At 63.9% G+C, this 24550-nt stretch carries 27 protein-coding genes and 1 pseudogene; 13 read left to right on the forward strand and 15 right to left on the reverse strand.

Annotated features, from left to right (window positions below):
• Window positions 1-432, forward strand: a pseudogene (locus tag AB4Z38_RS10615) (hypothetical protein); the annotation flags it as partial.
• A 559-nt stretch (window positions 433-991) separates the two neighbouring features.
• Here the strand turns inward: AB4Z38_RS10615 and AB4Z38_RS10620 are convergent.
• The 4 genes from AB4Z38_RS10620 to AB4Z38_RS10635 all read right to left on the reverse strand — a co-directional run bounded on the left by AB4Z38_RS10620 (window position 992) and on the right by AB4Z38_RS10635 (window position 4233).
• Complete coding sequence (locus tag AB4Z38_RS10620) at window positions 992-1435, reverse strand: hypothetical protein (RefSeq protein WP_441429673.1); 444 nt, start codon at window positions 1433-1435, stop codon at window positions 992-994.
• A 331-nt stretch (window positions 1436-1766) separates the two neighbouring features.
• Window positions 1767-2636: a TrmH family RNA methyltransferase gene (locus AB4Z38_RS10625; RefSeq protein ID WP_441429674.1), complete on the reverse strand. Its 870-nt coding sequence runs from the start codon at window positions 2634-2636 to the stop codon at window positions 1767-1769.
• Window positions 2637-2642: 6 nt separating this feature from the next.
• Entirely contained in the window at window positions 2643-3428 is a 786-nt protein-coding gene (locus AB4Z38_RS10630) for a sulfite exporter TauE/SafE family protein (RefSeq protein WP_059389254.1), read from the reverse strand.
• Window positions 3429-3447: 19 nt separating this feature from the next.
• A complete protein-coding gene (locus tag AB4Z38_RS10635) occupies window positions 3448-4233 on the reverse strand; it encodes an ABC transporter ATP-binding protein (RefSeq protein ID WP_059389255.1) in 786 nt (261 codons plus the stop codon).
• 125 nt (window positions 4234-4358) lie between these two features.
• On the opposite strand from AB4Z38_RS10635, the gene serB reads away from it, so the two are divergent.
• Window positions 4359-5252 (forward strand): phosphoserine phosphatase SerB, encoded by an 894-nt coding sequence (serB, locus tag AB4Z38_RS10640; RefSeq protein WP_441429675.1) that lies wholly within the window; start codon window positions 4359-4361, stop codon window positions 5250-5252.
• Between the two features lie 84 nt (window positions 5253-5336).
• On the opposite strand, the gene AB4Z38_RS10645 is transcribed toward serB, so the two are convergent.
• Window positions 5337-6086, reverse strand: coding sequence for an SDR family oxidoreductase (locus tag AB4Z38_RS10645; protein WP_441429676.1), 750 nt, complete (start codon window positions 6084-6086; stop codon window positions 5337-5339).
• A 181-nt stretch (window positions 6087-6267) separates the two neighbouring features.
• A complete protein-coding gene (locus AB4Z38_RS10650) occupies window positions 6268-6993 on the reverse strand; it encodes a beta-ketoacyl-ACP reductase (RefSeq protein WP_234749389.1) in 726 nt (241 codons plus the stop codon).
• 153 nt (window positions 6994-7146) lie between these two features.
• Between AB4Z38_RS10650 and AB4Z38_RS10655 the strand changes: the two genes are divergently transcribed.
• The 5 genes from AB4Z38_RS10655 to AB4Z38_RS10675 all read left to right on the forward strand — a co-directional run bounded on the left by AB4Z38_RS10655 (window position 7147) and on the right by AB4Z38_RS10675 (window position 9780).
• Window positions 7147-7662 (forward strand): DUF3099 domain-containing protein, encoded by a 516-nt coding sequence (locus AB4Z38_RS10655; protein WP_441429677.1) that lies wholly within the window; start codon window positions 7147-7149, stop codon window positions 7660-7662.
• A complete protein-coding gene (locus tag AB4Z38_RS10660; RefSeq protein ID WP_441429678.1) occupies window positions 7659-7937 on the forward strand; it encodes a hypothetical protein in 279 nt (92 codons plus the stop codon). The genes AB4Z38_RS10655 and AB4Z38_RS10660 overlap by 4 nt, the downstream gene beginning before the upstream one ends.
• On the forward strand, window positions 7938-8792 hold the full coding sequence (locus AB4Z38_RS10665; RefSeq protein WP_441429679.1) for an SURF1 family cytochrome oxidase biogenesis protein: 855 nt from the start codon (window positions 7938-7940) through the stop codon (window positions 8790-8792).
• Window positions 8776-9261, forward strand: coding sequence for a YbaK/EbsC family protein (locus tag AB4Z38_RS10670; protein WP_441429680.1), 486 nt, complete (start codon window positions 8776-8778; stop codon window positions 9259-9261). The genes AB4Z38_RS10665 and AB4Z38_RS10670 overlap by 17 nt, the downstream gene beginning before the upstream one ends.
• A gap of 75 nt (window positions 9262-9336) precedes the next feature.
• Window positions 9337-9780, forward strand: a complete 444-nt coding sequence (locus AB4Z38_RS10675; RefSeq protein ID WP_441429681.1) for an SRPBCC domain-containing protein — start codon at window positions 9337-9339, stop codon at window positions 9778-9780.
• Window positions 9781-9828: 48 nt separating this feature from the next.
• Here the strand turns inward: AB4Z38_RS10675 and AB4Z38_RS10680 are convergent, their stop codons facing one another.
• Window positions 9829-11427, reverse strand: a complete 1599-nt coding sequence (locus AB4Z38_RS10680; RefSeq protein ID WP_306959633.1) for an ABC-F family ATP-binding cassette domain-containing protein — start codon at window positions 11425-11427, stop codon at window positions 9829-9831.
• 271 nt (window positions 11428-11698) lie between these two features.
• Here AB4Z38_RS10680 and AB4Z38_RS10685 point away from each other — a divergent pair, with 271 nt between their 5' ends.
• The 4 genes from AB4Z38_RS10685 (at window position 11699) to AB4Z38_RS10700 (ending at window position 14655) form a co-directional block, all read left to right on the forward strand.
• Window positions 11699-12475 carry a hypothetical protein gene (locus tag AB4Z38_RS10685; protein ID WP_441429682.1) on the forward strand — a complete coding sequence of 259 codons (777 nt, stop codon included), beginning with the start codon at window positions 11699-11701 and terminating at the stop codon, window positions 12473-12475.
• Between the two features lie 159 nt (window positions 12476-12634).
• Complete coding sequence (locus AB4Z38_RS10690; RefSeq protein ID WP_441429683.1) at window positions 12635-13249, forward strand: biotin transporter BioY; 615 nt, start codon at window positions 12635-12637, stop codon at window positions 13247-13249.
• Between the two features lie 18 nt (window positions 13250-13267).
• Window positions 13268-14035 carry an energy-coupling factor ABC transporter ATP-binding protein gene (locus tag AB4Z38_RS10695; RefSeq protein ID WP_441429684.1) on the forward strand — a complete coding sequence of 256 codons (768 nt, stop codon included), beginning with the start codon at window positions 13268-13270 and terminating at the stop codon, window positions 14033-14035.
• Window positions 14032-14655 (forward strand): energy-coupling factor transporter transmembrane component T family protein, encoded by a 624-nt coding sequence (locus AB4Z38_RS10700; protein ID WP_441429685.1) that lies wholly within the window; start codon window positions 14032-14034, stop codon window positions 14653-14655. Before AB4Z38_RS10695 ends, AB4Z38_RS10700 begins: the two co-directional genes overlap by 4 nt.
• On the opposite strand, the gene AB4Z38_RS10705 is transcribed toward AB4Z38_RS10700, so the two are convergent.
• From AB4Z38_RS10705 to AB4Z38_RS10740, 8 genes are all read right to left on the reverse strand, one after another.
• Window positions 14652-15869 (reverse strand): thiolase family protein, encoded by a 1218-nt coding sequence (locus AB4Z38_RS10705; protein WP_441429686.1) that lies wholly within the window; start codon window positions 15867-15869, stop codon window positions 14652-14654. The two genes, AB4Z38_RS10700 and AB4Z38_RS10705, sit on opposite strands and share 4 nt — an antisense overlap.
• Window positions 15862-17289: a class I adenylate-forming enzyme family protein gene (locus tag AB4Z38_RS10710; RefSeq protein WP_441429687.1), complete on the reverse strand. Its 1428-nt coding sequence runs from the start codon at window positions 17287-17289 to the stop codon at window positions 15862-15864. The genes AB4Z38_RS10705 and AB4Z38_RS10710 overlap by 8 nt, the downstream gene beginning before the upstream one ends.
• A gap of 181 nt (window positions 17290-17470) precedes the next feature.
• The gene (locus AB4Z38_RS10715; protein WP_364534432.1) at window positions 17471-17803 is read right to left on the reverse strand and encodes a metal-sulfur cluster assembly factor; all 333 of its coding nucleotides are present in this window, start codon (window positions 17801-17803) and stop codon (window positions 17471-17473) included.
• 14 nt (window positions 17804-17817) lie between these two features.
• On the reverse strand, window positions 17818-18612 hold the full coding sequence (gene sufC / locus AB4Z38_RS10720) for a Fe-S cluster assembly ATPase SufC (protein WP_184735326.1): 795 nt from the start codon (window positions 18610-18612) through the stop codon (window positions 17818-17820).
• Window positions 18613-18650: 38 nt separating this feature from the next.
• Window positions 18651-19007, reverse strand: a complete 357-nt coding sequence (locus AB4Z38_RS10725) for a non-heme iron oxygenase ferredoxin subunit (protein ID WP_184735328.1) — start codon at window positions 19005-19007, stop codon at window positions 18651-18653.
• Window positions 19008-19033: 26 nt separating this feature from the next.
• Window positions 19034-20362, reverse strand: coding sequence for a Fe-S cluster assembly protein SufD (gene sufD / locus AB4Z38_RS10730; RefSeq protein WP_441429688.1), 1329 nt, complete (start codon window positions 20360-20362; stop codon window positions 19034-19036).
• 2 nt (window positions 20363-20364) lie between these two features.
• Window positions 20365-21840: a Fe-S cluster assembly protein SufB gene (sufB, locus tag AB4Z38_RS10735; RefSeq protein ID WP_441429689.1), complete on the reverse strand. Its 1476-nt coding sequence runs from the start codon at window positions 21838-21840 to the stop codon at window positions 20365-20367.
• Between the two features lie 11 nt (window positions 21841-21851).
• Entirely contained in the window at window positions 21852-22670 is an 819-nt protein-coding gene (locus AB4Z38_RS10740) for a helix-turn-helix transcriptional regulator (RefSeq protein WP_441429690.1), read from the reverse strand.
• 101 nt (window positions 22671-22771) lie between these two features.
• Between AB4Z38_RS10740 and AB4Z38_RS10745 the strand changes: the two genes are divergently transcribed.
• Both AB4Z38_RS10745 and AB4Z38_RS10750 read left to right on the forward strand, forming a co-directional pair.
• Window positions 22772-23737: an ABC transporter ATP-binding protein gene (locus tag AB4Z38_RS10745; protein WP_441429691.1), complete on the forward strand. Its 966-nt coding sequence runs from the start codon at window positions 22772-22774 to the stop codon at window positions 23735-23737.
• Window positions 23734-24510 carry an ABC transporter permease gene (locus tag AB4Z38_RS10750; protein ID WP_441429692.1) on the forward strand — a complete coding sequence of 259 codons (777 nt, stop codon included), beginning with the start codon at window positions 23734-23736 and terminating at the stop codon, window positions 24508-24510. Before AB4Z38_RS10745 ends, AB4Z38_RS10750 begins: the two co-directional genes overlap by 4 nt.
• The last annotated feature ends 40 nt before the right edge of the window (window positions 24511-24550 follow it).

Consider the following 24550-nt stretch of genomic DNA (forward strand, 5'->3'; position numbering starts at 1 on the left):
GAACCCGAACACCCCTACATGGGTGCCTGGTGGCCGCAAGGCCACGTGATCGGCTGGGAACACACCTTCACCCACGAAATCCGCGACTTCCTTCTGGCCATCGACGCCGGAACCCCGCCGACGCCCTCCTTCGAGGAAGGCCTCGCCGTCCAGCAGGTCCTGGCCGCGATCGAAGAATCCGCCGACGCCAAGTCAGCCATCATCCAGGTTGCCAGCCACCGGCCACCGACCACTCCGCAACCGCCTGCCACCCAACAGTCTTCTTTCCTAACCGCGTGGTTCGAAACGGTTTCGTGCGTTGCCGGCCGAGACGGCGGCATACCACTTGGTGGCGGTTGCCTTGCTGAGTCCAGTGAGTCTGGCGAGGACGGCCGGAGGGAGTTGCAGGGCGAGTTGCCCGAGAGCGGTGCCAAGCAGTGCTTCGGCGGATAGGCCGATCGCGGTGAGTCTGCTCGAGAGGCTCGAGGCGGTGACCGGTTGTCCGTGGATGGGGCTGGGATACAGCCATTCGTGGTCTTCGGCCGCGCCGCCGAATCGTGTGATGGTCCGCAGGTTCCGGGCCTGGCTGGCGTATTTCCCGAGCGCTGGCGGCAATTGAAGGGGATCGGGTCCGAAACGGATGCTGACGGATCCATCACGGAGTGTGATGTCTTCAAGTCTCAGGTTGGCGATCTGGTGCACTCTGACCCGTAAACAAGGACGAGCCCGGCCGCCAGACGTGTTCCTGGGTCAAATATCTGGGCTGGGTCCAGGATCCGCCGGAGCAGGGCGCGCTGTTCGTGTTCGAGCAGCGCGTACGGAACCGGAAGGTCCGGGCCAGGCCGGCTCTGGACCTTCAGGGAAACGGTGATGGCATTAGTTCTGCACCAGCTAAGGAAAACTCGGACGCGTCGACGATCGCTGTTGCCCTGGGCGAGCCAGTGGTCAATGTCCGGTTGCGTCACGGTTCGAAGCCCCAGGCCCTGATCATCAATGCCCGGAACCGGACCTTTCATCTTCCCGACGATGAAGATCTGGTTCCAGATGAGCTTCCCCGGCCCCGCGACCGGTAGGTGGAATCTGAAGTGGTTTCGGGGTTGGCTGCATCCGCTTCAGCGCCTTCGCATTGGGTAGAGGCAGTCCCGTAGCCGCCATCGGGGAGCTCACGAAACTCTTCGATCTGCTCAACGGCGGTCCTCAGCGAAGGCCAGGGCGGATGTGGATGTTCAGGCAGCCGCTCGCCCTCCGCACGAACGCCCGAGGCAACGAAGTTGACCAAGGGGCCCGGGTCCCCGACCAGCGCGCCGAGGACTCCGATCGGCACATCGGGGTTGAGCGCGACGATGAGCGCGAGATCCATGCGGCTGCCCGCGAGCTCGATGAGCACCTCGGGCGGGGTCGCGCTATTGAAAGCGACCGCCTCGCGCACCCCGTCGTCCTTGTCATCGGCGAGCAAGGCCAGGGCGGCTGCTGGCGTGTTCAGGTTCGCCGCGCCGCTCCCCCGCTTCGTATTCCCTCACGCCCGTCACAGTGAAAAATGAGCCACCAACGTTACTAAAGGAGGTAGGTCGTTGTCGTGCCACAACGATGTCCATGAGTAGGCCTTAACCCGCGTAATTCCGGGGATTTTGATACCCACCTCCTACAGCAACTTTGGTGCAGCGGAGTTCTCGTGGTCATGCCAGAGACCGCGGTCAGGTGAGTCCAGTCCCCGGTCTGTGACTGGCAGCCGACCCGGCCAGGGTCGCGCTAACAAAGGCCCCTGAGGAGGACGGACATTCGAGCCGCTACCTCGTCGCGTAGAACGCCACAGCCGACGACGCAGCAACATTCAGCGAATCCACGCCGTTCATCATCGGAATCGTGACACGCGCATCGAGCAATCGATCGGTCTCAGGCTTGAGTCCATCGCCTTCAGTTCCGAAAACCAGCACGAGGTTTTGATGATCCTGGGCCACCAGCTCATCAAGAGTGATGGCTCCTTCCCCCAGAGACATGCCTGCCACGAAGTAGCCCGCCTCTTTCAGCTGTTCGATACCGGCCGGCCACGATTCGATCCGCGTCCATGGCACCTGGAAGACTGTCCCCATACTGACCCTGATCGAGCGACGGTACAGCGGGTCAGCACACTGCGGCGTCACCAGCACAGCATCGACGCCGATCGCCGCTGCCGACCTAAACACGGCACCAACGTTCGTGTGGTCGGTCAAATCCTCCAAAATCGCAATCCTCGACCGATGCGGTTTTTCGGAATACCTCACGTTGGTGTGGTCGACGACGTCCTCCAACACAGCCACGCGGTGTGCCCCGGCGAGAAGTTCCTCAAGGGGCACCGGCGCCGGCCTTTGCATGGCTGCCATGGCACCCCGGTGCAGATGGAATCCGGTGATTTCCTCCAGCAGCGAAGCCTTGCCGATATAGACCGGCACCTCGGGGAACTGTTGGAAAACGTCGTCGAGGTCTTCCAGCCATTTTTCCGCCAGGAAGAAGGAGCGGGGCCGATGGCCGGCCGCGATGGCGCGACGCAGCACCCGGGACGACTCTGCGATGTACATGCCTTCCACGGGCTCGCGGAGCTTGCGGAGGTGGACATCCGTCAGTTGCGTGTAGTCGGAAACGCGCGGGTCGTTAGCGGTTTCGAGGTAGTGAAAAGTCACGGGTTCCTATTTCAGCAGGTTGGCGATCATGAAGCCGAGTGCCACGATGCCGAGAGCGAAGATCACGATGCGAAGCGCGAGGGGCTTCAAGCGCCGTCCCACTTTGGAGCCCACTAGTCCGCCGATCAATGAACTGACCGCGATGACTGCCACCACCGGCCATTCAATCCGGCCAAAGGCAAACAGGAGGTAGGAGCACGCTGCCACCACGTTGACGGCCAACACCAGGATGTTCTTCATGGCGTTGGCGTTCTGGATGGTGCCCGTCATGAAGACACCCAGAATGCCGACGAGCAGGATGCCCTGGGCAGCGACGAAGTAGCCGCCATAGACCCCGGCGAGGTACACCAACACCACGAGGATCACGGTGTGCCGCTTGTCGTGGATGGCGTGCTCCGGGTTGCCGGCCCGGTCCTGGACCCACCGTTGGAGTTTGGGCTGGAAGAGCACCATGAGCAGCGCGACCACGATCAGGATCGGAGCGGCGTAATAAAAAACCTTCTCCGGGAGGTGCAGCAGCAGCCACGCGCCCGTGATGCCGCCAAGCAACGACGCCGGCAAGAGCCTGAGCAGTTGCCGGCCCCTGCCCCTGAGTTCGTGGCGATAGCCCCAGGCCCCTGTCACGTTGCCGGCCACAAGCCCCATGGCGTTGCTGATGGTCGCCGTGACAGGTGCGTAGCCCAGGGCGATGAGGACCGGGAACGTCACCAGCGTGCCCGAGCCGACCACGCTGTTGATGGTCCCGGCCCACAAGCCCGCGAAAAAGATCAGGATGCCGCTAAGGATCTCCACTGCTTCTCGATGCCCCGGCCTAGCGGCGGGCGGTGGCCGTGTAGCGGCCGGAGTTTTCGGTCACGTCCAGGGGCAGGCCGAAGGTGTTGCTGAGGTGTTCTGCGGTCAGGACTTCCTCGATGGGTCCCGCGGCAACCACCCCGCCGTCGCGAAGCAGCATGGCGTGGGTGAACCCCGGAGGAACTTCTTCAAGATGGTGCGTCACGAGGACCATGGCGGGAGCGTCCTCGTCGCGCGCGAGCTCACCGAGTTTGTGGACGAGCTCTTCCCGTCCGCCCAGGTCCAGGCCGGCGGCCGGCTCGTCGAGCAGGAGCAGCTCGGGATCTGTCATGAGGGCCCGGGCGATCTGCACGCGCTTGCGCTCGCCTTCGGAAAGCGAGGAGAAGGAGCGGTTCAGCAGCGGGCCCATCCCCCATTCGTTGAGGAGGCCGAAGGCGCGACGCTCGTCGTCGCGCTCGTATCCCTCGCGCCAGCGGCCGGTCACGCCGTAGGCAGCGGTGACCACGACGTTCAGCACGTTTTCCTGCTCCGGGATCTGGGTGGCCAGGGCCGCGGAGGAAAGGCCGATGCGCGGACGGAGCTCAAAGACGTCCACCCGGCCCAGCGTCTCGTCAAGGATCCCGGCTTTCCCGCTCGTGGGATGCATCCGGGCGGCGGCGATCTGGAGCAGAGTGGTCTTGCCGGCACCGTTGGGACCGAGGATGACCCAGCGTTCGCCTTCATTGACCTGCCAGTCAACCTTGTCCAGCAGGGTCTTGGTACCTCGGACAACGCTGACGGAAGCCAATTCAAGAACATCACTCATAGGAGTAGACACTAGGACAAAAACGGGGGCGATAGATAACCGAAACTTCGGTCACATGGTTTGCGCGACGCCTTGAATGAAACACGAGTTCGGGCGGCGGTTCCGCGCTCGCTAAGATTGCAGCCATGAGTTCGAACTTGACCGCGGTCAGCTATGGCGTGAATTTGTCCCTTTCGGAGCTTGAACACCTGCGAAAGGTGCTATCCAGCTCGGGGGCTTCCTTCACGTCGGAGTCGCGCTCCGGCGACGAGCGCTTCGGGGTCTACACCATTGGCCTGGCCGTTGACGGGGCTACCGTCGCCGACTTGTCGGGCCTCCGGCGGAGGGTCGCGGACGCCGCAGCACCCGGCATGGACACCGCTATCGTCGCCGACGCGCTGCGTGACGCCTCACGCAAGCTACTGATCATGGATGTAGACTCCACCCTGATCCAGCAGGAAGTGATCGAACTGCTGGCCGCGCACGCCGGCAAGCGCGAAGAAGTTGCGGCAGTCACGGAGGCCGCGATGCGCGGCGAACTGGACTTCGCACAAAGCCTCCACGCCCGGGTGGCGGTCCTCGCAGGCCTTCCGGTCGCCGTCGTCGACGCCGTCCGAGCCGAGGTGCGCCTGAGCGAAGGTGCCGCGGAACTCGTGGCTGCTTTCAAGGCCGCCGGCCATGCGGTGGCGGTGGTGTCCGGCGGCTTCAACCAGATCCTGCGGCCGATCGCGGAGGAACTCGGGCTGGACTACTGGATCGCAAATGAACTTGAAATCGTTGACGGCTTCCTCACGGGCAAGGTCCTTGGCGACGTGATCGACCGTGCAGCCAAGGAGAAGTACCTTCGCGAGTGGGCAGCCGCCGAGGGAATCGACCTGGAACACACCATCGCGGTAGGCGACGGCGCGAATGACCTCGACATGCTGGGGGCGGCGGGGATCGGTGTCGCGTTCAACGCCAAGCCCGCGGTCCGGGCGGTAGCTGACGCCGCGATCAACATGCCGTACCTGGACGCGGTGCGGCACATTGCCGGCGTTTAGCCCGAAGTCATGCGCCATGAAGAAGCGGCCCGGGACCGTGTCATTCAGACAGTCCCGGGCCGCTTCTTCCTGCACTAAAAAATGTCAGGCGCTCTTGCCGAAGTAGTCGGCGCCGCCGACGTACTCGGTGTGGCCGCTTTCGACGTCGGCCGTGACCATCTTTGCCACCTCGGCGGCGAATTCCTCCACCGAGTACAGCTTGCCGGCCTCGGCGCGGCGGGCCTCAATAGCACCCGGGTTGGAGCGGTCCAGCAAAGTGGCCGTCACGGTGCCCTCGATCATGTCTCCGGACACCACGACCAGGGAGATGCCCTTCTGGGACAGGCGCGGCATCAGCTCGCGCAGGGCGTCCTCACCGGCGCGCTTGCTGCGGGCAACCGGCTCGTACTCGGGCATCGTGGGCACGGTCTCGACGAAGTGCGCCTGGTGGCTCGTGACAAAGACCACACGGGAGCCTTCCTGCATCACCGGAACGGCGGCGTTGAGCATGCTGACCTGGGCGTCGCGGTTCAACTTGAGTGCGTAGTCCTCTTCCATGCCTGACTCCATGCCGCCGGAGGCGTTGAGCACGAGAACATCGAGGGAACCGAATTGTTCCATGGCGGCGCTGGCCAGGGCGTGGACGCCATCAGCCGTGGTCAAGTCGGCGCCGACGGCCACAGCACGACCGCCGGCTGCTTGGATCTCGCCCACTACTTTGTTGGCCCGCGGGGCCTTCTGGCGGTAGTTGACGACGACGGCGGCGCCCTCGCCAGCCAGGATCTTGGCTACTTCAGCGCCGATGCCGCGTGAAGAACCGGTGACGATTGCCGTCTTGTTGTCCAGCAGTCCCATTCGTGCTCCTTTATTCAAAACGTCTTTATTCAAAACGTCCAACTTGTTCAAAACATCCAAGTTCTATTAGTCCCGAGTCAATCATGCCAGCGGGATTCCTGATTTCGCCTGTGGGTTCCCCACAAGAACCGCAGGGCACGTTTTGGCGCTCGGCCTGCGCCCCGTCCAGCGAAAGAAGGGCCTAGTGGCCCATGCCCAGGCCGCCATCCACGGGGATGACGGCACCGGAAATGTATGCGGCTTCGTCACTGGCAATCCAGCGGACCACGTTGGCGACCTCGGAAGCCTCGGCAAAGCGGCCCGCAGGGACACTCGCCAAATACGCCTTCTGGGTGTCTTCGGGAAGCTCGGCGGTCATGTCCGTGTTGATGAAACCCGGTGCCACCACGTTCGCCGTGATGCCCCGGCTGCCAAGTTCCCGTGTGAGGGAACGGGCGATGCCCACCATGCCGGCCTTCGAGGCCGAGTAGTTGATCTGTCCCGGGGCACCGTAGAGGCCTGACACGGAAGAGATCAGCACAACCCGCCCCTTGCGCATGCGGATCATACCCTTCGAGGCCCGTTTGATGACCCGGAAGGCACCGGTGAGGTTGGTGTCGATGACAGACGTGAAGTCGTCCTCGCTCATGCGCAAGAGGAGCGTGTCCTTGGTGATGCCGGCGTTGGCTACCAAGACCTCCACCGGCCCGTGGGCAGCCTCTACTTCCTTGAACGCGGCGTCAAGCGAGGCCTCGTCGGTCACATCGGCCTTGACGCCAAGGATGCCCTCGGGGAGGGGGGTTTCGCTGCGGTACGTCACTGCAACCTTGTCACCGTTGGCGAGGAAAGACTCTGCGATAGCCAGGCCGATGCCGCGGTTTCCGCCCGTGATGAGGACACTGCGGGCGGTTGATACTGCTTCAGACATACTGCTCTCCAGAGTTCCGCGGCACCACTGCGCCGCTTGAAAGTGGGTGATTTCCTGCATCGATCTTAGCCGCCGGGAGCCGGGAGCCGCGGGTAGCGGCCTTCGGCGCGGTTTGGGAGGCCCGTTCCGGGGTGAGAGAATTAAGGGAAGCCGTTGGAGCGTGATGAATCAGCCGTGACAAGAGATAGCAGTCCCCTGCAGGCGCCCGGGGACCCGGACGCCGTTTCAGGTGACCCCGTGGTGCACAGCATTACCGACGCCGCTGCCGCCCACTCGGACGACATGCGCGAACGAATGATCAAATACGCCGTGGCGATGGGTATCCGCTTGGTGTGCCTTATCCTCATTTTCGTGGTGGATGGCTGGTTCAAGATCATCGCCATCGCAGGGGCCGTATTCCTGCCCTGGATTGCCGTAGTGATCGCCAATGGCAGTGACAAAGCCGAAATCCACAGCGATGCCTTGCTGGATTACGTGCCGGCCGTCGAGCTGGAAGCGTCACCGCCTGAAGAAGGGGAACAGGCCTCGGCTCCCGTCACCGTTTTGGAAGGCGAACTCATCGACGACGAAGCCACCCACCAAGACGCTTCCGGCCCGGAACCAGCCGACAACACCGGCGCCGGCAAGCAACGATATCCGCTCGGCGGGGAAGAACAGGCGGCTTCATGAATATCTTCACTATGGGCGGCCTTGGGCTGGAGAATGAGGAGCATGCCGGCCGGGACGGGACGCCTCCGGCTGTCTGCTCACGCAAGGCGTGCCGCGCCGAGGCTACGTGGCAGCTCCTGTGGAACAATCCACGCATCCACACTCCCGAGCGCCGCAAGGTGTGGCTGTCCTGCGGGGAGCACCGGGAATGGTTGGAGGACTACCTGCAGACCCGCGGCCTTTGGAAAGAGACCATACCGTTCGCGAAGACCACCGACCCAGGCGAGGCCCGCTGAATGTATCGCTTTCTTTTTTCCAGCAAGTGGCTGGGCTATTTCGTCCTGGCCGTGATCTTCGCCACCGGCTGCGTGTTGCTGGGCCGCTGGCAAATGGACCGCAGGGCCGAGACGTTGGCCGAGATCAACCGCGTCGTCACTAACTACTCGGCCACCCCCGTTCCCTTCTCCGCCGCCAAGGCGGAGTTCCAGTCCTTGGACCCCGAAAGGGAATGGGCGCAAGTGGAGCTGCACGGAAGGTATGACGTTTCCGGCCAACGCGTCGTCCGTAACCGTCCCCTCAACGGCCAGCCCGGGTACGAAGTAGTGGTCCCCTTCCGATTGTCGAGCGGGGAAGCCGTGGCGATTGATCGCGGGTGGCTGCCCATCGGAAACAAGACTCCCGGCCATCCCGACAGCATCCCGGCCCCGCCGGCCGGCGAGGTCACCGTCGTCGCCCGCTTGAAGGCCTCGGAACCGGATCTGGGCCGCGGCGCTGTGGACGGCCAACTGGCATCGATCGATCTTCCTTCCTACGCCACGGAGCTTGGCTATCCCCTCATGACCGGCGCCTACGGGCAGCTCGCCACAGAGTCGCCCGCCGTCCAGGTCATGCCCGCGCCGTTCGCCAAGCCGGCCACGGATGAGGGCACCCACCTCTCCTACTCCTTGCAGTGGTTCGCCTTCGGGGTGCTGATGTTCGTCGGTTTCGGGTATGCGGCCAGGCAACAGGCCCGCAATGCCCGGATTGATGCCGAGGACGAGGAAGAAGAAATCAGCGCGATGCCTCGTCGCAAGGCGCCCGCGCCACGGAAATCAAAGCGGCCAACGGCCGAAGAAGAGGAAGACGCAATCCTGGATGCACAAGGCTACTGAAATGGTCCCGGCCCCCGTCCTGAATGTGAAGTCCGCCCTGACTGCGGCCGGCGCCCAAGACACGGTTCGCACCTTCGACGACGATGTCCCCACCGCCGCTGCGGCAGCTTCCTTGCTGGGTTGCGATATTGCGGCCATCGCCAACAGCCTGGTCTTCGAGCTTGACGGTGCTCCCCTGTTGATTCTCGCGAGCGGCGCCGCGAAGGTGGACACCGCCTTGGTCGCTGCCTCCTTGGGGACAGCCGGGATCCGCCGGGCCAGCCCGGACTTCGTCTTGGAGCACACTGGCCAGGCCGTAGGCGGCGTGGCTCCCCTTGGACACCCGCAGCCCATACGGACCATCCTCGACATTTCACTCCAGGATCATCCACTGCTCTGGGCCGGTGCTGGTGACCATAACTCGATGTTCTCCATCAGTTACAGCGAACTCCAGCGGATTACGGCCGCCCAGCCCTTGAAGGTCCGCTAAGCCGGGTCATGGATCCGGCAGCTTATTGATCCGGCGGGCCATTGATCCGCTGCGGCCGGGGGCTAGGCTGTGAGCATGGCTGAATACACCTACGTCACGTACATCGAAGGATCCCCGGACCAGATTTGGACGGCACTGACGGACGCAGCCCAAAGCGCTGAGTACTGGGGCCACTCCAATGTCTCGGACTGGAAGGCAGGTTCACGCTGGGAACACCGGCGCACGGATGGCTCCGGCACCGCGGACGTCGTGGGAACCATCCTGGAAGCAACGCCGCCGGCACGCCTCGTGAACACGTGGGAGGATCCCGGGGTTCCAGCGGTGGTGAAGCCCGACGTGGTCACCTTCACCATCGAATCACATGACGGCATCGCCAGGCTCACAGTCCATCACAGGAACATCGCCGACGACGAACAATTGGCGATTGCAGGCCGCGGCTGGTCAGCGGTCATGTCCAATCTGAAAAGCTACATTGAACTAGGCCGCCCACTTGCCTCTGTGCCGTGGGAAATGCCCTGACGGGGGGGGAAATGCCCTGACGGGGTGGAACTTCCCTGACCCGCACCCTTAAGCGAGCGTGATGAGGTCCAGGTAGTCTTCGTTCCAGTGGTCCTCGACGCCGTCCGGGAGCAGGACCACGCGTTCCGGGTTCAGGGCCTGCACGGCGCCTTCATCGTGGCTGACGAGCACGACGGCGCCGGAATAGTTTCGCAGTGCGCCGAGGATCTCAGCGCGGCTGGCCGGGTCGAGGTTGTTGGTGGGCTCGTCCAGGAGCAGCACGTTGGCGCTCGAGGCCACGATCGTCGCGAGGGCCAGTCGTGTCTTCTCACCACCGGAAAGAACACCTGCCGGCTTGTCGACGTCGTCGCCCGAAAACAGGAAGGACCCGAGGATCCCGCGGACCTCTGCGTCCTTCATGTCCGGAGCGGATGAACGCATGTTCTCCAGGACGGTGCGGTCGTGGTCCAACGTTTCGTGTTCCTGCGCGTAGTAGCCCACTTTGAGCCCGTGGCCCGGGACGATGTCGCCGGTGTCCGGTTTGTCCACCCCGGCGAGCATCCGCAGGAGGGTGGTCTTGCCTGCACCGTTGAGGCCCAGGATGACCACTTTGGAACCACGGTCGATTGCCAGGTCCACGTCGGTGAAGATTTCCAGGGAGCCGTAGGACTTGCTCAGACCCTCTGCCGTGAGGGGAGTCTTGCCGCACGGAGCCGGATCCGGGAAACGCAAGGCTGCCACGCGGTCATTCTCGCGGACTGCTTCCAAGCCGCCAAGCAGCCTTTCGGCACGCTTCGCCATGTTCTGCGCCGCCACGGCCTTGGTGGCCTTGGCACGCATCTTGTTGGCCTGGTCCATAAGGACCTGGGCCTTCTTTTCGGCATTGGCGCGTTCACGCTTGCGGGCGCGCTCATCGGTTTCACGCTGTTGCAGGTAACGCTTCCAACCCATGTTGTAGAAGTCGATCTGCGCCCGGTTGGCGTCCAGGTGGTAAACCTTGTTCACCGTGGCTTCGAGGAGCTCCACATCGTGGCTGATCACAATCAGCCCGCCTTGGTGGCCCTTGAGGAAGTCGCGGAGCCAGGTGATGGAGTCCGCATCGAGGTGGTTGGTGGGTTCGTCCAGGAGGAGCGTCTCGGCGTCCGAGTAAAGGATCCTGGCCAGTTCCACGCGGCGGCGCTGGCCACCGGAGAGTGTTTTGAGCGGCTGGTTCAGGAGCCGCTCGGGAAGGGCCAGGTTGGAGGAAATGGCTGCGGCTTCGGCCTCGGCCGCATAACCGCCTCCTGCGAGGAACTCGGCTTCCAAGCGGTCGTAGCGGTTCATGGCTTTGCGCTGGACTGTGGCATCTTCGCTGGACATGTCCGTTTGGGCCTGCTTCAGCTTGCCCACCACGACGTCGAGGCCGCGGGCGGAAAGGATGCGGTCGCGTGCCAGCTGTTCCATGTCCGGGGTCCGCGGATCCTGGGGCAAGTAGCCAATCTCACCACTGCGGGCAACCTTGCCAGCAGCGGGCAGTCCCTCGCCGGCAAGGACGCGGGTGAGGGTCGTCTTGCCTGCACCATTCCGGCCCACCAGACCGATTTTGTCCCCCTTGTCCACGCGGAAGCTCACCTGGTCCATGAGCAGGCGGGCGCCGGCGCGCAGTTCGAGTTCCTGGACGGTAATCAATTCGGGGGATGCCTTTCAATGGGGAACACCCGCAGCACCGGAGGTCATGGCGCGGCTGAAGTGGAGGGGCCGAACAAACGGCCTTTACGATTCTACCGCCCACCAAGTCTCATCCTCGCCAGCACCAAAGATGCGTGCTGACGTACCGGAATAGTAAGCACCCTTGCTACTATTTTCGGCGCGTGGTTAGGTGAAGGTAGGACCTAGGAGCGAGCGCCGGCATTGCGGCTCAGAGATGAATCCGATTGGACGATTGCGAAGGAGGCTCTCGATGAGCAGCACAACAGGATCCGATGGCAAACACATCCGGGCTGACGGCGGCCAGGATGAACTCCCGTACACCGCCGAAGCACGGCGTGACCGGGTAGACGACGCACGTCGAAACGACCCCGGCTACGCTGACAGCAGCTACGTCGACAACACGAGCAGCTATCCCGTGGTTCCCGCCGCATCAGATCCAAGCGCCGCCACCCGCGAGACGGTCATCGCCCGCGAAAAGGAGCAGTTCGGCGGAATCAAGATCGGCTCGGCCTTCTTCGGCTGGCTGACCGCCACGGGGATGGCCGTGCTGTTGGTCGCCCTCCTTGCGGCGGCCGGGATCGCTGTTGGACTCGCCAACAACGCCAACGTCAGTGACGCGGTGAACCTGGCGTCATCGCAGACCGTGGGCATCGCGGGGATCATCGCGCTCCTGGTGATCCTATTCCTTTCCTATTACTGCGGCGGCTACGTTGCCGGACGCATGGCGCGGTTCAACGGCGTCAGGCAAGGGCTCATGGTCTGGTTTTGGGCAATTATCGTCGCCGTGCTGGTGGCGTTGCTGGGCTGGCTCGCCGGACCGCGGTTCAACATCCTCGCCAACGTCAACAGCTTCCCGAGGATTCCGGTGAATGAGGGACAGCTCAGCACAAGCGGCATCATCGCCGCCGTCGTGGTCGCAGCGGTGACCCTCGTTGCGGCGGTACTGGGCGGACTGGCCGGCATGCACTACCACCGCAAGGTGGACCGCGCGGGCTTCACCCCGACAGCAGAGGACGTCGAGGCTTAGCCAAGGCGGCTGCGGCCGCCAACGACGCCACTCTTTGTACCTTGGCCCCAAGGCCTTGCTGTGCTGCTCGTCGACACCCTACAAAATGCCGTGTAAGACCGCTCTGTAGTGTCGGTTTCAGGGGATTCATTCCGCCCCCAGGCACAGACAGGACACACCATGAGCAGCACCGAAACCGCGTCCACGCGACGAACCCCACCCCGCACCCGTTGGACGTCCACGGACATTGGCCTCATCGCGGTATTCGCGGCCCTCGTGGCCGCCTCAACGCTGATTCCAGGCATTCCGGTCGGCGCCCTGGGCGTGCCGATCACCCTGCAGACCCTCACTGTCATCCTGACGGGCCTCGTGCTCGGCGGCGGTCGGGGCTTTGCCGCCGTCGGGCTTTACACGTTGCTCGGTTTCGCGGGGCTGCCGATCTTCAGCGGAGGCCGCAGCGGGCTCGGTATCCTGGCGACGCCGTCAGCCGGCTACATCATCGCCTTTCCCTTGGCGGCGGCCGCCACCGGCTGGCTGGCAGCGATCGTGATCCGCAAGACCGTCAAGCACCGTGCCGTTTTCCTGTTTGCCGCCGCCATGATCAGCACAATCGTCCTCATCCACGGCCTCGGAGTTCTTGGCTTCATGGTCAACGGCAAGTTCGACTTCGCCAAGGCATTCCTCGCCGACCTGCCGTACTACCCCGGCGATACCATCAAGAACGTCCTTGCGGCAATCATCGCCGTCTCGCTCCACAAGGCATTCCCGGACATTCTGGTCCGCCGCGTCAAATAAAGCAGGAACAATCAGTACATGAACACCATCATTCTCAGCGAGGTCTCAGTGCGCGTGGCCGTCGATGGCAGTCCGGCGCCCAAGACTTTGCTGCAGGACGTCTCCTTGGAACTCACAGAGCAACGCATCGCGGTCATCGGGGCCAACGGCTCAGGAAAGTCCACCCTGCTGCGCTTGCTCAACGGCCTGGTGGCTCCCAGCGAAGGTACCGTCAGCGTCAACGGCGCAGACAGCATGCGGGACGTTCGCAAGGTCCGCAGCCAGGTGGGCTTCGTCTTCACCGATCCCCTGTCGCAGTTGGTCATGCCGACCGGCCGGGAAGATGTTGAACTCTCCCTGCGCCGTTCCATCAGGAACTCCAAAGAGCGTGCGGCCCGTGCCGAGGCTGTCCTGCAACGGTTCGGGATCCTGGATCTCGCCGATCAGAGTATTTACGAGCTCTCCGGCGGCGAACGGCAGCTGCTCGCCCTCGCGGCCGTCCTCGCCGTTAATCCCGCCGTGCTGGTCCTCGACGAGCCTTCGACGCTGCTGGACCTGCGCAACCGGGAGCTGCTTAGGCGGACCCTTGCGGGCCTGGAGCAGCAGATCATCATGTCCACCCACGATCTCGACCTTGCCCTCGAAGCGGACCGCACCTTGGTGGTGGATTGCGGACGGATAGTGTTCGACGGCGGAGCAGCCGCCGCCGTCGAACACTACCGCGCGCTTTGCGCAGGGGCACCGGTGCCCGGCGACGTCCGCGGCATCGCCGCCGCATCCCCTCAAGGCACGGTGCAGGCGAAGTGAGGGGCCACGGTGTCCTGATCCCCAACTATGTGCGGGGCGACTCGATCGTCCACCGCACTCCCCTGTGGCTCAAGTTCCTGCTGGTTGCCGGCTGCGGCCTGGCGTCCTTCCTGATCGTGGACTGGCTTGTCTCGGCAGCGGTCCTCGCCGTGATGTGCGGACTCTTCCTGCTGAGCGGTGCGGGGTTCCGACGGCTCGCGCGCTCCGTGTGGCTCGTGGCGCCCATCCTCCTTGCTATCGGCGCCGTCCAATGGTGGCAGCTGGGCGGCCCCGTTGCCGCGCGGATTGTGCTCAATGTGCTTGTTTGCGTCGTCGCGGCATCGGTACTTACGGTCACGACTCCGGTGCAGGCACTGCTGGACGGTGTGGTTGCCCTGTCCAGGCCCTTCAAGCGTTTCGGGGCGGACCCTGAGCGCTTCGCGCTGACCATCGCCATTATGCTGCGCAGCCTTCCGTTCATTGCCGGGGCATTCTCCGACGTCCGTGACTCCGCCTGCGCGCGGGGGCTTGAGCGCAATCCCCGCGCCTTGGTCTTGCCGGTATTCATCACCACGGTTGCCTATGCGCGGCAGACCGGCGACGCCCTGGCCGCACGCGGCCTTGGCGACGCAGAAGACTAATCTCCCTGCAACCGCGAGTACCGGAACATTGCCGCCGTGCCCATCCCGCCTGCGATGCTGATCATCGCCAGCGCCAAACTCTCCCGGCCCGGTTGCTCTTCGGCAATTCTGCGGGCCTGGGCCAGTAGCCGCGTCACCAGGACAGCCCCCGACGCACCATAGGCGTGTCCCAAGGCCAGCGCTCCGCCGTCAAGGTTCGCCCGTTCCGGTTCCACTCCCAGCGCGTCAAGGCAGGCGAGCGTCTGCGAAGCGAATGCCTCGTTGAATTCCACGAGGTCCAGTTTTCCGGATTCAAGATCCAGCTCGGCCAGCAACTGTTTGGCCGCCACTGAAGCTCCGATACCCAGCAGTTCCGGGTCCACGCCTGCAGTGTCGCAACCCAGGACGAGCAATCCGTCGGCGGCACCAAGTCGCCGTGCCCGCTCCAGTGAAGTGATAACGACGGCGGAGGCCGCATCGGCGTCGAAGCACGAGTTTCCGGCCGTCACAGTGCCGCCCGGTACGAATGCGGGCGGGAAGCGGGCCATGAGTCCGGCCCCGAGGGACGCGCGTGGTCCGTCATCCGCCTGCACCACGGCGCCCCCGGCTTCCAAGGGAACAATTTCCGGGGCGAATACGCCCGCCGCGGTGGCAGCAACCGCACGCTGGTGACTCCGTACGGCGAAATCGTCCTGGCGTTCGCGGCTGACGAAGAGTTCCCGCGCCACATTTTCGGCAGCTACCCCCATATCCGGGTCCCCGAACTCGGGCGGCACAAAGGTGGCGCGCGTGTAGAAGTCCGGCTCGCCGTCGGGGTCTTGGTTTCGCCTGGCACGCAGCGGGGCAGTACTGATGCTCTCCACTCCCCCGGCCAGGAAGACGCCGTTGCCGCCGGCGGCCACGAGCCGGGAGGCCAGGGCGATGGCGTCGAGTCCGGAACCGCATTGCCGGTCCACCGTCAGCCCGGGAACCCCGACAGGCAGTCCCGCGCGCAATGCGGCATACCGGGCCAGGTTTCCGCCTCCGCCCACCGCATTGCCGATCACGACGTCGCTGACGTCCGAGCCGGCAACACCGGTGGCTGCCAGGAGTGAGCGCAGGACCGGGGAGAGGAGTTCCTCGGCTCGAAGCGACTTCAATTGTCCGTTCGCCCGGCAAATAGGTGTGCGCAGGGCGGCAATGATCACCGGCTGGCGCGAAGGGTCCAGACCTGTGCCCGGCTCGCGGCTAGGCAAGGGGTTGCGCCCGCGGATCGTTGTTCTCAATCCAGTCGAGCAACATCTGGCGGCTGACCTTCCCGCGGTCCGTCACGGGCAATTCGGACAGCGTGAAATACCGCTGGGGTCGCTTGTCCCGTGCGAGCAAACCGTCCAGGCCCGTCTTCACTTGGGTTGCCGTCACCGAACCGTAGGCGGGGACGATTCCTGCGACAACTTTCTGGCCGCGGACTTCATCCAGCATTCCGGCCGCAACGGCCGCCGAGACCCCGGGGACCGATGCGAGGGCGAGTTCCACCTCGTGGGGATAGACGTTCCGCCCGGAGGTGATGATCATGTCGGACCGACGCCCCAGGATATGCAGGACACCGGAGTCCACGTAGCCCTGGTCCCCCACCGTGTACCAACCGTCGAAGCACCGCAGCGCCTGGCCGTCGTCGCCCCACAGATACCCGTTGCTGACCATGCCGGAGCGGACGCAGATGTTCCCGTCGGCACCTTCGGGCCGCTCCGCGCCGTCGTCGTCCATGATCTTGAGTTCGACGCCGGGAAACGGTCCGCCGATTCCGGTGCCGCCGGCGTCGAGCGGTTCGCCGGCAGCAAGGCGCGTTCCGGAAACGAAACTGAGCTCGGACGCACCGTAGTACTCGAAAATTGCCGCATTGGGCGCCCAACGTCTGGCGGCCTCAAGGGTGCGGGCGTCGAGCTTCGAGCCTGCACAGATGATGCTCCGGACGCCGGATGCGTCCACGCCTCCGGTCAGTCCGCGCTCGCTCAACAGGCGCAGCATGGTGGGCACGAGGACCAGGCGTGTGATGCCGTCGTAAGCGATGGCTGCGTGGACATCGCCGACGTCGAAGGTTTCCATGGTGTGGAAGGCCGCTCCGGCGTACAGGCATTCGGACAGGGCGTAAAGGTTCAAGCTCGCGGCCAGCGGTCCGGGCGCGAGAGTCCTGTCCTCCGGTGTCAGCCCGAAGAATTCGATGGAGGCGTCAAACGAGACCTGCCACGAACGCCGTGAACGGGTGAAGGCTTTGGGTACGGACGTGGTTCCGGAGGTCAGGCCGATCAGGAAGGTGGTGTCCGGATGGCCGTCGGACAGCTCGTCGCCATCGCCAAGTCCGCGGCCTGCGGCGGGACCCTGGGCGATGGTGGGCCCGGCTTGTCCGATCCTCTCCGCGACCTCATCGATCATGGTCCGCGGCCACAACGGGTCGAGTACGGCGCAGCGCCGATCGCCGGCCACGGCGGCCGTGTAGGCCACCACGAAGTCCAGGGAATTGGGCGCGGCGAGTACCGTCGTCGCGGCCGTCTCCCCGAGACGCAAGGTTGCGGCGTCCCGAAGGTCAGCCCAGTTGAGCCGTTTACCGCCAACGACGACGGCAGTGTCGTCGGGGCGTTCATCGGCCCAGAGCTGAAGTTTATCCAGGAAAGGCATCATCGAATTTTAGCCCCTGGCGCAGGTCCGGGCCCTTCTGTGACGCCTATCGCTCCGCACCGACCCCCCTCGCCTCACAAGTTCGGCCAGGGAACCCTGCCGGCGTGGGCCCAGCGCACTTTTGGGTACGACGACGGCCGGTCACCTTCGCGTTGGAAGTTGACCGGCCGTCGTCGTACTGCTAGATGTTGAAGCCGAGGGCCCGCATCTGGTCTTTGCCGTCGTCCGTGATCCGCTCGGGACCCCACGGCGGCATCCATACCCAGTTGAGGCGCCAGTCGTCCACGATGCCGTCGAGCGACTGGCCGACTTGCTCTTCAAGGACGTCCGTCAGCGGGCAGGCCGCCGTCGTCAACGTCATGTCGATGAGCAGGGCGCCGTCCTCTTCCGAGTACTTCAGACCGTAGAGCAGCCCAAGGTCCACCACGTTGACACCGAGTTCCGGGTCAATGACATCTTTGAGCGCCTCCTCGACGTCCTCGAGGCTGGTGCGAGCCGCTTTGATTTCGGTCATGGCGGGAGTCCTAACTAGGCCTGTGCTGCTGCGGCAGCAGCGATGGTGGCTGCGCCGGCGCCCGTGGCGTAACGGTCGTAGCCTTCTTCTTCGAGGCGGTCGGCCAGTTCAGGGCCGCCCTCTTCGACAACCTGGCCATCAACAAACACGTGGACGAAGTCCGGCTTGATGTAGCGCAGGATGCGGGTGTAGTGGGTGATGAGCAAAGTACCCATGTTGCCCGTGGCGTGGGCGCGGTTGACGCCCTCGGAGACGACCTTGAGCGCGTCGACGTCCAGGCCGGAGTCGGTCTCGTCAAGCACGGCGAACTTGGGCTTGAAGAGTTCGAGCTGGAGGATCTCCACGCGCTTCTTCTCGCCGCCGGAGAAGCCCTCGTTGACGTTGCGCTGTGCGAAGTCGGCGTCGATACGCAGCTGCTGCATGGCCGCCTTGACGTCCTTGGTCCAGGTGCGGAGGGCGGGAGCTTCGCCGTCGATTGCCGTCTTGGCGGTGCGCAGGAAGTTGGTCATGGTGACGCCCGGAACCTCTACGGGGTACTGCATGGCCAGGAAGACGCCTGCACGGGCGCGCTGGTCAACGCTCATGGCCAAGACGTCTTCGCCGTCGAGCGTGATGGTGCCCCTCGTGACGTTGTAGCGCGGGTGGCCGGCAATGGTGGAGGCCAGGGTGGACTTGCCCGAACCGTTGGGGCCCATGATTGCGTGGGTCTCGCCGGTCTTGATGGTCAGGCTGACGCCCTTCAGGATCTCCTTGGTGCCCTGCTCCGTCTCGATGCTGACGTGCAGGTCCTTGATCTCAAGAGTAGACATGCTCTTCTTTCTTTCGTAAGTCTTCAGGCACTTGGCGCTCAGTAGTTCTGTACTGAGGCGCCGTTCACAACGTTGGTCACGTCCACGTAGACGTCGTCACCATCGAGGGTGACGGCGAAGACGGGGACGGGGTCATAGGCAGGGAGCTGCAAGGGCTGTCCGGTGCGGAGATCGAACTGGGAGCCGTGGCCCCAGCATTCGATCGCGCAGCCTTCGATTTCACCCTCGGCGAGCGAAATGTCGGCATGCGAGCAGGTGTCGCCGATGGCGTGGATCTGTCCCATCGAGTCCTTGACGATGGCTACGGGGTAGTCATCGATCAGGATGCGCAGCGCCTGCTTGACCTGGATCTCGTTGGCGTTGCATACCAGTTCGCCTTGTGGCTGTTCGCTCATAGTCTGTTTTCCCTGCTTGGCTTGTATTAGTTGTCGCTCGCGGCGAGCTCGCGCTCAACAGCTTCGGTCAGGCGCTCTTCGAGTTCCGGTACCTTGATCTGCTGGATGATCTCGTTGAGGAAGCCACGGACCACCAAACGGCGGGCTACGTCTTCAGGGATGCCGCGTGCCATGAGGTAGAACAAGTGTTCGTCATCGAAGCGGCCGGTGGCGCTGGCGTGGCCGGCACCCTCGATCAGGCCGGTTTCGATTTCCAGGTTCGGCACGGAGTCCGCGCGTGCACCGTCCGTGAGGACGAGGTTGCGGTTGGCCTCGTAAGAGTCGGTGCCTTCTGCTTCCTTGCGGATCAGGACGTCGCCCACCCACACGGTGTGTGCGTTGCGGCCCTGCAGGGCACCCTTGTACAGCACGCGGGACTTGCAGTTGGCTACAGCGTGGTCAACAAACAGGCGCTGCTCGAGGTGCTGGCCGGCGTCGGCGAAGTACAAGCCGAACATCTCGGCTTCCGCGCCGGGAGCCGTGAAGCGGGTGGACGGAGTCATGCGCACGACGTCGCCGCCGAGGCTGACCACGATGTGCTTGAACTTGGCGTCACGGCCCAGCTTGGCTTGCTGCGACGAGGCGTGAACGGCGTCGTCGTTCCATTCCTGGAGCGAGATGACCGTCAGGTCGGCACCGTCTTCGACGAGGATTTCGACATTCTCCGAAACGATCGCACTGCCCTGGTGGTCCAGGACGATCCGGGACTTGGAGAAGCGGCCTGCCACGATCACGATGTGCTGGGCGGAAGCTTCAGTGGAGGTGCCGGTCAGCAGGACGGACACTTCGCCGTCGAGCTGGAGCTCGGCGGGCACCGTGATGACGGTGGCCTCGGTGAAGTTCTCCCAAGCGTTGGCGGACACACGGTCCTCCGGGATGGCCGCCGAGCCGATGCGGACGTCGTCCCGCCCCACGGTCTCGACGACGACGCCCTCCGGGGCGGTAACGGCGACGGACGGTGCCGAACCGGAGAGGACCTCGTTGTGAAGGCCGCGAAGCCGCTTGAGCGGGGTGAAGCGCCAGTCCTCTTCCAGCCCGGTGAGGGGCTTGAAGTCGGCCAGTTTGTACGAGGTCAGCCGACCTGCGCGCGAACTGTCCGGAATTCCAACGCCGCCGCCGTGGGAGTGGCTCTTGGCCGAAGCGCCCGCGAGCGGTCCGGCCGAAGGTGCCTGTTCCGATGTCTTTTCCGAGGTGGAAGACGTGTTGGTACCGGTGTTGACCGGCGAGAGGTTCTCGCCCTCTTCGGTGAAACCGTCGATAAACGGCTTTGCCGATGGCGCGCCGATGCGGGCCTTTTCAGTAGTGATTTCAGTCATTGCTAACCGACGGATCCTTCCATCTGCAGTTCAATCAGGCGGTTGAGTTCAAGGGCGTATTCCATAGGCAACTCGCGGGCAATCGGCTCAATGAAGCCGCGCACGATCATGGCCATGGCCTCGTCCTCGGGCATACCGCGTGACATCAGATAGAAGAGCTGCTCCTCACTGACTCGGGAAACGGTGGCCTCGTGACCCATCACCACGTCATCCTCGCGGATGTCGATGTAGGGATAGGTATCGGAACGGGAAATGGTGTCTACCAACAAGGCGTCACAACGCACGGTGTTGGCGGAGTGCTTGGCGCCTTCGCGGACCTGGACCAGGCCCCGGTAAGCTGCACGACCGCCGCCGCGGGCAACGGACTTGGAAATGATGGAGCTCTTGGTGTTCGGCGCAATGTGGACCATCTTCGAGCCGGTGTCCTGGTGCTGGCCTTCGCCGGCGAAGGCGATGGACAGGGTCTCGCCCTTGGCGTGCTCGCCGACCAGGTAGACAGCCGGGTACTTCATGGTCACCTTCGAGCCGATGTTGCCATCGATCCATTCCATGGTGGCGCCTTCTTCGCAGATGGCGCGCTTGGTAACCAGGTTGTACACGTTCGTAGACCAGTTCTGGATGGTCGTGTAACGGACGCGGGCGCCCTTCTTCACGATGATTTCCACCACGGCGGAGTGCAACGAGTCCGAAGTGTAGATCGGAGCGGTGCAGCCTTCGATGTAGTGGACGTAGGAGTCCTCGTCCGCGATGATCAGGGTGCGCTCGAACTGGCCCATGTTCTCGGTGTTGATGCGGAAGTAGGCCTGCAGCGGGATGTCCACGTGGACGCCCTTGGGGACGTACACGAAGGAACCGCCGGACCATACGGCCGTGTTCAGCGACGCGAACTTGTTGTCGCCCACCGGAATGATGGTACCGAAGTACTCCTGGAAGATCTCCGGGTGCTCGCGGAGCGCGGTGTCGGTGTCCAGGAAGATCACGCCCTGCTTTTCCAGGTCCTCGCGGATCTGGTGGTACACAACCTCGGACTCGTACTGCGCGGCCACACCGGACACAAGGCGGCTACGCTCGGCTTCCGGGATGCCCAGCTTCTCGTAGGTGTTGCGGATGTCCTCGGGGAGGTCTTCCCACGTGGCAGCCTGTTTCTCCGTGGAGCGCACGAAGTACTTGATGTTGTCGAAGTCAATGCCGGAGAGGTCTGCACCCCACGTGGGCATAGGCTTGCGGTCGAAGTACTTCAAGCCCTTCAGGCGAAGGTCCAGCATCCATTGCGGCTCACTCTTCTTGGCCGAAATGTCGCGGACTACGTCTTCGTTGAGACCACGGCGTGCGTTGGCACCGACGTCGTTCTTGTCAGCCCATCCGTACTCGTAGTTACCAATACCGTGCAGCTCGGGATTCTTCTCCAGAATCTCCGAGATCACAGCACCGTCAGCTAGCGCTTTCTCTGCTGTTCCTTCAGCTAATTGACCCGTCATCACGGCCTTTCTTACTGATTGTTGGATTCGACATGGGGCGCGGACGGCAGCTTCGGAAACCCGAGGGCCTCCTTGGCGGCTGGCCTGCCGGTAGGAATATGGGTGGTGCAGACATGCCCGCCCTGCGCGAGGGTGGAGAGCCTGCGGACATCGACGCCGACCAAACGGGAAAACAGTTCGGTTTCAGTGTCGCAAAAAACGGGAAATTCCGCGGCGAGCTGCTGGATGGGGCAATGACCCTGGCACAGCTGGACGCTCGAGAGCGAAGCGGGCAACGGCGCCTTGGTCTCAATCGACGCAGCCGACGCGACGTATCCGTCCCTGCTCAGCGCCTTGGACAGGGCCACAGCGCGGGCTGCGATGTCGGAACCCGCCCGGTCGACTTCGGGTGCGTAGCGCTGTTCCATCTCGGCGAAGCGCCCTACTGCATAGTCCCTCACAGCTTCTTCGCCTGCAAGGTCCCGCAGCCGCCGCAACGCGGAACTGGCAATATTCAGGTAGTCATCCCCGAGCTTCGACTGCCCTTGGGAGCTGAGGACATAGCGACGGGCCGGCCGGCCTGCGCCGGCACCCGCCTTCGCGACGCGTTTTACCTCGATGACCCCGGCACGCTGAAGGTGATCCAGGTGCCGGCGGACAGCTGCAGGGGTGAAGCCCAGCATGTCGCCAAGTTCAGCCGCGCTGACGGGGCCGTGCTCCAACACCGCGTTGAGAACACGGTCCCGGGTGCGGTCTTCCGCATCAGCCACGCCGACGGCTGTGCCACCGGGCACAGGCACCACCGCGCTGTGCCTTGCGGGCACGGAAACAGAACTCCTCATGGAATACACAACACAATCATGTCGTAATTTAGTCCGAGCATCCAGTAAGGCAAGGCTGGCCTGCGGCACCTTGCCCGCCGCACCCCTACTACTTCACGTAGAATACTTTGGTGCGATCTCCCGAATCCCCTGTCCTCACCATCGATGGACTCATCAAGGACGTTGGCCCGCTGGCTTCCCTTGACGGCAAGATGCTCCGGGTAGTCAGCGGCCTGTCAATGTTCGCAGAACGCGGCCAGATCACGGCCTTGCTGGGTGCCAACGGCGCGGGCAAGACAACAACGCTCGAATGCGCGCAAGGCCTTCAAAAACGTACCGGTGGCCGCATCGCGCTCCTCGGCGAAGACCCTGACATGGCCGGCGCGAACCTTCGTTCGCGCGTCGGCGTGATGCTGCAGGACGGCGGCCTCCCGCCGTCGGCCCGTCCCATCCCCTTGCTTCGGCACATTGCGGGCATGTACCGGAATCCCCTTCCCCTCGACGAACTCGTGGAGCGCTTGGGCATCGACACCTTCAGCCGTACCGGCGTCCGCCGCTTGTCCGGCGGCCAAAAGCAACGGCTCTCGCTTGCGGCCGCCCTGATCGGCAATCCAGAAGTCTTGTTCCTGGACGAGCCCAGCGCGGGACTGGATCCCCAGTCCCGCCAAATCGTCTTTGAGCTCATCGCCGAACTGCGGGACGCCGGCATGGGCATCATCCTCACCACGCACCTCATGGATGACGCCCAGAGGCTTGCGGACTATGTCTACATCATCGACGCCGGCCGCAACGTCGCTGAGGGCACCGTCGCCGACTTGTTGAGCCACGGCCACGAGGCCATGGACGGGGTGACTGAACGCACCCTGTTCTTTGATGCCCCGGCCGGCTTGGATATTGCAGCGGCCGTCGGCAACGAACTGACCATCACCGAAAGCCGGGCGGGCAGCTACGCGATCGCAGGCACCCTGACGCCGCAACACCTGGCGAAACTCACGGCCTGGTGGGCCGAGAAGGGCATCATGCCGGCGTCCCTCCGCTTGGAGGCACGCAGCTTGGAAGACGTTTTCCTGGACATTTCCGGAAGGGACATCCGATGACCAACGTAGCCCCCGCGCTCAGCACACCGCATGCCGGACCGGCACCCTTGATGCGCAGGATCCTGCTGCAGGGCCGCTACGAAACCTTGACCATGATCCGGAACGGGGAGCAGCTGATCCTCGCGGTGATCATGCCTTTGCTGGCCTTGGTGGGACTCACCGTCACGCCGCTGCTCGACGGCCTGGGCGCCAACCGGGTGGACATCGCAACCCCGGGCGTTCTCGCACTGTGTGCCATGTCCACGGCATTCACCGGCCAAGGCATCGCCACGGGCTTCGACCGCCGCTACGGCGTGCTCCGCTTCCTCTCGACCACTCCCCTTGGCCGGACCGGCCTCATCGCCGGCAAGATCATCGCCGTCCTGGCCGTCTTGGTCCTCCAAGTCCTGGTCATCGGCGCCGTGGCCGCGTTGCTGGGCTGGCATCCGCGTCCCGAAGGATGGCTTCCCGGCCTGGGCCTGCTGGTTCTCGGTGCTGCAGCCTTCACTGCGCTCGGGCTCCTGGTTGCCGGCACCGTCAGGCCGGAAGCAACCCTCGCCATCACAAACCTGCTCTGGATCCTGCTGGGCGCCCTCGGCGGAATCGTGGTTCCTGCCGAGCGTTTGCCGGATCTGGCGCAGAACATCGTGCACTTCCTGCCCTCGGGAGCCCTGGGACAGTCACTCAGGGACGCTTTCCTCCATGGCAGCGTCTCCCTGCCCTACGTTCTTGTGCTGCTGCTGTGGACCATTGTCCCTGGCGCGGCCGCCGTCCGCTGGTTCAAATGGAACTGAGCGTCCCGTTGGGGAACCGAACCGTCAGCGTATTGAGTAC

Source organism: Arthrobacter sp. 2RAF6 (genome assembly GCF_052115205.1).
Lineage (GTDB): Bacteria > Actinomycetota > Actinomycetes > Actinomycetales > Micrococcaceae > Arthrobacter.

What these genes read in the sequence shown, in the direction of transcription:
- sufB (WP_441429689.1), bottom strand. Translation starts at nt 21,840, where the DNA reads ATGACGGGTCAATTAGCTGAAGGAACAGCAGAGAAAGCGCTAGCTGAC.
- AB4Z38_RS10685 (WP_441429682.1), top strand. Translation starts at nt 11,699, where the DNA reads ATGAGCAGCACAACAGGATCCGATGGCAAACACATCCGGGCTGACGGC.
- AB4Z38_RS10715 (WP_364534432.1), bottom strand. Translation starts at nt 17,803, where the DNA reads ATGACCGAAATCAAAGCGGCTCGCACCAGCCTCGAGGACGTCGAGGAG.
- AB4Z38_RS10750 (WP_441429692.1), top strand. Translation starts at nt 23,734, where the DNA reads ATGACCAACGTAGCCCCCGCGCTCAGCACACCGCATGCCGGACCGGCA.
- AB4Z38_RS10690 (WP_441429683.1), top strand. Translation starts at nt 12,635, where the DNA reads ATGAGCAGCACCGAAACCGCGTCCACGCGACGAACCCCACCCCGCACC.
- AB4Z38_RS10675 (WP_441429681.1), top strand. Translation starts at nt 9,337, where the DNA reads ATGGCTGAATACACCTACGTCACGTACATCGAAGGATCCCCGGACCAG.
- sufC (WP_184735326.1), bottom strand. Translation starts at nt 18,612, where the DNA reads ATGTCTACTCTTGAGATCAAGGACCTGCACGTCAGCATCGAGACGGAG.
- AB4Z38_RS10670 (WP_441429680.1), top strand. Translation starts at nt 8,776, where the DNA reads ATGCACAAGGCTACTGAAATGGTCCCGGCCCCCGTCCTGAATGTGAAG.
- AB4Z38_RS10635 (WP_059389255.1), bottom strand. Translation starts at nt 4,233, where the DNA reads ATGAGTGATGTTCTTGAATTGGCTTCCGTCAGCGTTGTCCGAGGTACC.
- AB4Z38_RS10710 (WP_441429687.1), bottom strand. Translation starts at nt 17,289, where the DNA reads ATGCCTTTCCTGGATAAACTTCAGCTCTGGGCCGATGAACGCCCCGAC.
- AB4Z38_RS10695 (WP_441429684.1), top strand. Translation starts at nt 13,268, where the DNA reads ATGAACACCATCATTCTCAGCGAGGTCTCAGTGCGCGTGGCCGTCGAT.
- AB4Z38_RS10650 (WP_234749389.1), bottom strand. Translation starts at nt 6,993, where the DNA reads ATGTCTGAAGCAGTATCAACCGCCCGCAGTGTCCTCATCACGGGCGGA.
- AB4Z38_RS10665 (WP_441429679.1), top strand. Translation starts at nt 7,938, where the DNA reads ATGTATCGCTTTCTTTTTTCCAGCAAGTGGCTGGGCTATTTCGTCCTG.
- sufD (WP_441429688.1), bottom strand. Translation starts at nt 20,362, where the DNA reads ATGACTGAAATCACTACTGAAAAGGCCCGCATCGGCGCGCCATCGGCA.
- serB (WP_441429675.1), top strand. Translation starts at nt 4,359, where the DNA reads ATGAGTTCGAACTTGACCGCGGTCAGCTATGGCGTGAATTTGTCCCTT.
- AB4Z38_RS10660 (WP_441429678.1), top strand. Translation starts at nt 7,659, where the DNA reads ATGAATATCTTCACTATGGGCGGCCTTGGGCTGGAGAATGAGGAGCAT.
- AB4Z38_RS10725 (WP_184735328.1), bottom strand. Translation starts at nt 19,007, where the DNA reads ATGAGCGAACAGCCACAAGGCGAACTGGTATGCAACGCCAACGAGATC.
- AB4Z38_RS10645 (WP_441429676.1), bottom strand. Translation starts at nt 6,086, where the DNA reads ATGGGACTGCTGGACAACAAGACGGCAATCGTCACCGGTTCTTCACGC.